The following is a 1308-nucleotide window of genomic DNA, read 5'->3' as shown; positions in this document are numbered from 1 at the left end:
TTTCTCGTTGAGGGAGAAGACCAAAACGGAGCATCAAATCTGCCGGATAATAAAAAGAGCAATAAGGATAAGCTCAAAAAGCCAATCATTTTCCTTTTGATGGGCGTGGTATTTCTCGGCTGTATGTACCTCATATTTAAACCGTCTAAAGATAAAAAGGCAGTTGAAAATATCGGGCTGAATGATGCTGTACCGCAGGCTACCGGAGCAGGGATGCCCGATGATAAAAGCAAGGCGTATGAGCAGGAAATGCTCGAACGCAAAGAGCAGGAAAAGCGCAATGCACTGACCACGCTTTCTGATTATTGGAATACTGAAGATACTGCATCTGCTGACAATGAAGAAAGTTTACCTGAAGAAGATGAAGAAAGCAACGGCTTTGGGGGTGGTGGCAGAAAATCGGGACGAAACGGAAATTCTGTATTGAACAGTTACCGTAATGCACAAAGCACGTTGGGTTCATTTTATCAGGACAACAATTCGGAAACAATGGAATTGCGTAAGCAAGTGGACGAACTAAAAGCAAAGTTGTCGGAAAAAGATGTGCCACCTGTGCCCACTGTTGACGACCAACTCAAATTAATGGAGAAATCCTATGAAATGGCAGCAAAGTATCTTCCGCAAAATGCCAATACCGGAAACGCTGTTCCTACCAACGGTACAGTTACGGGGGCTGCGGGTGCTAACCAAAAAGAGCAATTTGTATTGTTCACACCAACAAGAAAGAACATTGTATCAGCCTTGTACCGTGAACCATCGGACAGTGCATTTGCAGCCGATTGGAGCCAAACAAAAAACCGTGGGTTCTATACCGCAGGTTCTATCGAGCAGGCTGTACAGCCTAAAAACAGTATCAAAGCCTGTGTACACGAAGCCCAAACGGTAGTTGGCGAAACGGGTGTGCGTTTACGCCTGTTAGAGCCTGCCAAAACCCTGCAACGTACCATCCCTAAAGGAACGATTGTAACGGCTAATGCCAAGTTTCAGAATGGCAGGCTACAATTAAAAGTTACCTCCGTAGAACTGGAGGGAAACATCATTCCGGTAGATATAACCATTTACGATTTGGACGGTCAGCAAGGCTTGTACGTTCCGTATTCGCCGGAAATGAACGCCCTTACCGAAATGGCGGGCAATATGAGCCAGACAGGAGGAACAAGCGTAATGCTCACGCAGAATGCCGGACAGCAGGTAGCGGCTGACCTTAGCCGTGGCGTGGTACAGGGTATTTCGGGCTATTTCGCCAAGAAAGTAAGAACGCCAAAAGTTACGCTTAAAGCGGGCTATCAGGTCTTCCTTGTATCTAAA

General features: G+C 46.1%; 1 protein-coding gene. It reads left to right on the top strand.

The window, feature by feature from the left end; all coding sequences use genetic code 11:
* A partial coding sequence (gene traM / locus BGO59_RS29235) for a conjugative transposon protein TraM (RefSeq protein ID WP_293689925.1) occupies positions 1 to 1308 on the top strand: 1308 nt, incomplete at both ends.

Source organism: Spirosoma sp. 48-14 (genome assembly GCF_001898575.1).
Taxonomy (GTDB): Bacteria; Bacteroidota; Bacteroidia; order Cytophagales; family Spirosomataceae; genus Spirosoma.
Note: the sequence above shows the minus strand (reverse complement) of the source record. Positions and strands in the feature narration are given on the sequence as shown.